This window comes from Psychrobacter sp. W2-37-MNA-CIBAN-0211 (assembly GCF_040309405.1).
Lineage (GTDB): Bacteria > Pseudomonadota > Gammaproteobacteria > Pseudomonadales > Moraxellaceae > Psychrobacter > Psychrobacter glaciei.
Genome location: NZ_JBEOOU010000025.1, coordinates 1 through 5,191, shown reverse-complemented (window position 1 = coordinate 5,191; position 5,191 = coordinate 1). Strand labels below are relative to the sequence as shown.

The 5,191-nt window shown below is 49.0% G+C and carries 2 tRNA genes and 2 rRNA genes; all 4 read right to left on the bottom strand.

Annotated features, from left to right (window positions below):
* Window positions 1–163: 163 nt before the first annotated feature.
* Window positions 164–3,025, bottom strand: a 23S ribosomal RNA gene (locus AAEY72_RS14020).
* A 357-nt stretch (window positions 3,026–3,382) separates the two neighbouring features.
* Window positions 3,383–3,458: transfer RNA gene (locus tag AAEY72_RS14015), tRNA-Ala, on the bottom strand.
* A 10-nt stretch (window positions 3,459–3,468) separates the two neighbouring features.
* Window positions 3,469–3,545, bottom strand: a tRNA-Ile gene (locus AAEY72_RS14010).
* Window positions 3,546–3,637: 92 nt separating this feature from the next.
* Window positions 3,638–5,176: ribosomal RNA gene (locus AAEY72_RS14005) — 16S ribosomal RNA — on the bottom strand.
* Together the 16S and 23S rRNA genes with 2 tRNA genes alongside form the textbook arrangement of a ribosomal RNA operon.
* Window positions 5,177–5,191: the final 15 nt, after the last annotated feature.

Genomic DNA, 5,191 nt, shown 5'->3' with positions numbered 1-5,191 from the left:
TGTTGTTATTATTGACGTCAAGATATTATCTATTGGTCGACCAACTTGTAACCTAACTGAATCAAGGTTAAAGGTGATATCGAAATATTCTTTCTTTATTCTAAAGCTTTCGCTTTACAAGATAGATTAATTAGAGCTTTGATACAAACCACTTGGGTGTTGTATGGTCAAGCCAAACGAGCAATTAGTACAGGTTAGCTACACACATCGCTGTGCTTCCACACCCTGCCTATCAACGTCGTAGTCTTCAACGGCTCTTTAGGGAAATCTAATCTTGAGGTGGGCTTCCCGCTTAGATGCTTTCAGCGGTTATCCCATCCGAACGTAGCTACCGGGCAATGCCACTGGCGTGACAACCCGAACACCAGAGGTTCGTCCACTCTGGTCCTCTCGTACTAGGAGCAGATCCTCTCAAATTTCCAACGCCCACGGTAGATAGGGACCGAACTGTCTCACGACGTTCTAAACCCAGCTCGCGTACCTCTTTAAATGGCGAACAGCCATACCCTTAGGACCTGCTTCAGCCCTAGGATGAGATGAGCCGACATCGAGGTGCCAAACACCGCCGTCGATATGAACTCTTGGGCGGTATCAGCCTGTTATCCCCAGAGTACCTTTTATCCGTTGAGCGATGGCCCTTCCATACAGAACCACCGGATCACTAAGACCTACTTTCGTACCTGCTCGACTTGTGGGTCTCGCAGTTAAGCGCGCTTTTGCCTTTATACTCTACGACCGATTTCCGACCGGTCTGAGCGCACCTTCGTACTCCTCCGTTACTCTTTAGGAGGAGACCGCCCCAGTCAAACTACCCACCATACATTGTCCTCGGTATTGTTATACCTGAGTTAGAACCCCAACATGACCAGGGTGGTATTTCAAGATTGGCTCCACAAACACTAGCGTGTCTGCTTCAAAGCCTCCCACCTATCCTGCACAAGTCAGGTCAAAGTTCAATGTAAAGCTGTAGTAAAGGTTCACGGGGTCTTTCCGTCTAGCCGCGGGTACACAGCATCTTCACTGCGATTTCGATTTCACTGAGTCTCTGCTGGAGACAGCGCTGCCATCATTATGCCATTCGTGCAGGTCGGAACTTACCCGACAAGGAATTTCGCTACCTTAGGACCGTTATAGTTACGGCCGCCGTTTACTGGGGCTTCGATCAAGAGCTTCGCTTACGCTAACCCCATCAATTAACCTTCCAGCACCGGGCAGGCATCACACCCTATACGTCCACTTTCGTGTTTGCAGAGTGCTGTGTTTTTAATAAACAGTTGCAGCAGCCTGGTATCTGCGACTGTCAACAGCTCAAGGAGCAAGTCCTATCACCATCAACAGCGTACCTTCTCCCGAAGTTACGGTACCATTTTGCCTAGTTCCTTCAGCAGAGTTCTCTCAAGCGCCTTGGTATTCTCTACCTGATCACCTGTGTCGGTTTAGGGTACGATTCGTTTATAACTATTGCTTAGAAGCTTTTCCTGGAAGCATGGTATTTGCCACTTCGCTGTACAAGTACAGCTTGCTATCAGATCTCAGCCATATAACAACCCGGATTTACCTAAGTTGTAAGCCTACATCCTTTCACCTGGACAACCAACGCCAGGCTGACATAACCTTCTCCGTCCCTCCATCGCATTATAAACAAGTATCAGAATATTAACTGATTTCCCATCGACTACGCCTTTCGGCCTCGCCTTAGGGGTCGACTCACCCAGCCCCGATTAACGTTGGACTGGAACCCTTGATCTTCCGGCGTGCGAGCTTTTCACTCGCATTATCGTTACTCACGTCAGCATTCGCTCTTGTGATACCTCCAGCATGCCTTACGACACACCTTCACAGGCTTACACAACGCTCCCCTACCACTTGAAAACAAATTCAAATCCGCAGCTTCGGCTCCTAGTTTGAGCCCCGTTACATCTTCCGCGCGGGCCGACTCGACTAGTGAGCTATTACGCTTTCTTTAAAGGATGGCTGCTTCTAAGCCAACCTCCTAGCTGTCTATGCCTTCCCACCTCGTTTCCCACTTAACTAGGAATTTGGGGCCTTAGCTGGCGGTCTGGGTTGTTTCCCTCTCCACAATGGACGTTAGCACCCACTGTGTGTCTCCCGGATATCACTCATCGGTATTCGGAGTTTGCATCGGTTTGGTAAGTCGGTATGACCCCCTAGCCGAAACAGTGCTCTACCCCCAATGGTGTTCGTCCGAGGCGCTACCTAAATAGCTTTCGGGGAGAACCAGCTATCACCGAGTTTGATTAGCCTTTCACCCCTATCCACAAGTCATCCCCTGGCTTTTCAACGACAGTGGGTTCGGTCCTCCGGTTGATGTTACTCAACTTTCAACCTGCTCATGGATAGATCACTCGGTTTCGGGTCTATGCCCTGCAACTAAACGCCCTATTAAGACTCGGTTTCCCTACGGCTCCCCTAAACGGTTAACCTTGCTACAGAACATAAGTCGCTGACCCATTATACAAAAGGTACGCGGTCACCCTAATAAATTAAGGCTCCCACTGCTTGTACGCACACGGTTTCAGGTTCTATTTCACTCCCCTCACAGGGGTTCTTTTCGCCTTTCCCTCACGGTACTGGTTCACTATCGGTCAGTCAGGAGTATTTAGCCTTGGAGGATGGTCCCCCCATCTTCAAACAGGATTTCTCGTGCCCCGCTCTACTTAATATGTTAACGCTAATGTTTCGAATACAGGACTATCACCTACTACGGTCAGCTTTCCCACGCTGTTCTTCTACATTAGCACTAATCGGCTTCTCCCCGTTCGCTCGCCGCTACTTGGGGAATCTCATTTGATGTCTATTCCTAAGGGTACTGAGATGTTTCACTTCCCCTCGTTCGCTTCTCGTACAAGTACGAGATACCTACCTTATGGTAAGTGGGTTTCCCCATTCAGAAATCTCCGGATCACAGGATATTGCCGCCTCCCCGAAGCTTATCGCAGGCTGTCACGTCTTTCATCGCCTCTGACTGCCAAGGCATCCACCATGTGCGCTTCATTACTTGACCATACAACCCCAAGTAGTCTTAACTTATAAATAAGTTTTAACTTCAAAGTGTCATAAAGTCTAATTATGATAACGATATCACCTAATTTTATACGCTTGATTCAGTTCTCTTTACTTTTTTAATAACTCACTACTGGGATAACAACTGATGTCGTTAAGTAGTGAGTTATTAAGGTTAGAAACAACGCGTGAACACGTGTTCCTAACCCAGACTCATATCTATGTTTTTAAATAGTTCTTACGCTCTCGTCGAGTCATAAGTTCTGTATAAAACAGAAAGAAATAATCGTATGATGTAATATCTGAATTATTTGTTTCTGTTTATGCTTGTTTAATATATTTACTATCGTATTTATTATGGTGGAGCCAAACGGAGTCGAACCGTTGACCTCCTGCGTGCAAGGCAGGCGCTCTACCAACTGAGCTATGGCCCCGTAAAATAAATGGTAGGCCTGGGCAGACTTGAACTGCCGACCCCCGCGTTATCAACACGGTGCTCTAACCAGCTGAGCTACAGGCCTGTGTCTGCCTGTAAAGGCAAAGCGCTAATAATAAATACTAGCTAAACTAAAGAACAACTTGTTGTGAATTCTTGCTGACCGAATGCCATCTATAAGGAGGTGATCCAGCCGCAGGTTCCCCTACGGCTACCTTGTTACGACTTCACCCCAGTCATCAACCACACCGTGGTGAACGCCTCCCCGAAGGTTAAGCTATCCACTTCTGGTGCAATCAACTCCCATGGTGTGACGGGCGGTGTGTACAAGGCCCGGGAACGTATTCACCGCGGCATTCTGATCCGCGATTACTAGCGATTCCTACTTCATGGAGTCGAGTTGCAGACTCCAATCTGGACTACGATAGGCTTTTTGAGATTCGCATCACATCGCTGTGTAGCTGCCCTCTGTACCTACCATTGTAGCACGTGTGTAGCCCTGGTCGTAAGGGCCATGATGACTTGACGTCGTCCCCGCCTTCCTCCAGTTTGTCACTGGCAGTATCCTTAGAGTTCCCGGCTTAACCCGCTGGTAACTAAGGACAAGGGTTGCGCTCGTTGCGGGACTTAACCCAACATCTCACGACACGAGCTGACGACAGCCATGCAGCACCTGTATTCTAATTCCCGAAGGCACTCCCGCATCTCTGCAGGATTCTAGATATGTCAAGACCAGGTAAGGTTCTTCGCGTTGCATCGAATTAAACCACATGCTCCACCGCTTGTGCGGGCCCCCGTCAATTCATTTGAGTTTTAACCTTGCGGCCGTACTCCCCAGGCGGTCTACTTATTGCGTTAGCTGCGTCACTAAGTCCTCAAGGGACCCAACGACTAGTAGACATCGTTTACGGCGTGGACTACCAGGGTATCTAATCCTGTTTGCTACCCACGCTTTCGAGCCTCAGTGTCAGTATTATGCCAGAAGGCTGCCTTCGCCATCGGTATTCCTCCAGATCTCTACGCATTTCACCGCTACACCTGGAATTCTACCTTCCTCTCACATACTCTAGCTCAACAGTATCAGATGCAGTTCCCAGGTTGAGCCCGGGGATTTCACATCTGACTTATCGAGCCACCTACGCTCCCTTTACGCCCAGTAATTCCGATTAACGCTTGCACCCTCTGTATTACCGCGGCTGCTGGCACAGAGTTAGCCGGTGCTTATTCTGCAGCTAATGTCATCGTCCGTGGGTATTAACCACGGAGTCTTCTTCACTGCTTAAAGTGCTTTACAACCAAAAGGCCTTCTTCACACACGCGGCATGGCTGGATCAGGGTTTCCCCCATTGTCCAATATTCCCCACTGCTGCCTCCCGTAGGAGTCCGGGCCGTGTCTCAGTCCCGGTGTGGCTGATCATCCTCTCAGACCAGCTACAGATCGTCGCCATGGTAGGCCTTTACCCCACCATCTAGCTAATCCGACTTAGGCTCATCTAATAGCGAGAGCAGTAAACTGCCCCCTTTCTCCCGTAGGTCGTATGCGGTATTAATACGAGTTTCCCCGTGCTATCCCCCACTACTAGGTAGATTCCTAAGTATTACTCACCCGTCCGCCGCTCGACGCCTGATAGCAAGCTATCATCGTTTCCGCTCGACTTGCATGTGTTAAGCCTGCCGCCAGCGTTCAATCTGAGCCATGATCAAACTCTTCAGTTTAATCTTGCTATGAAG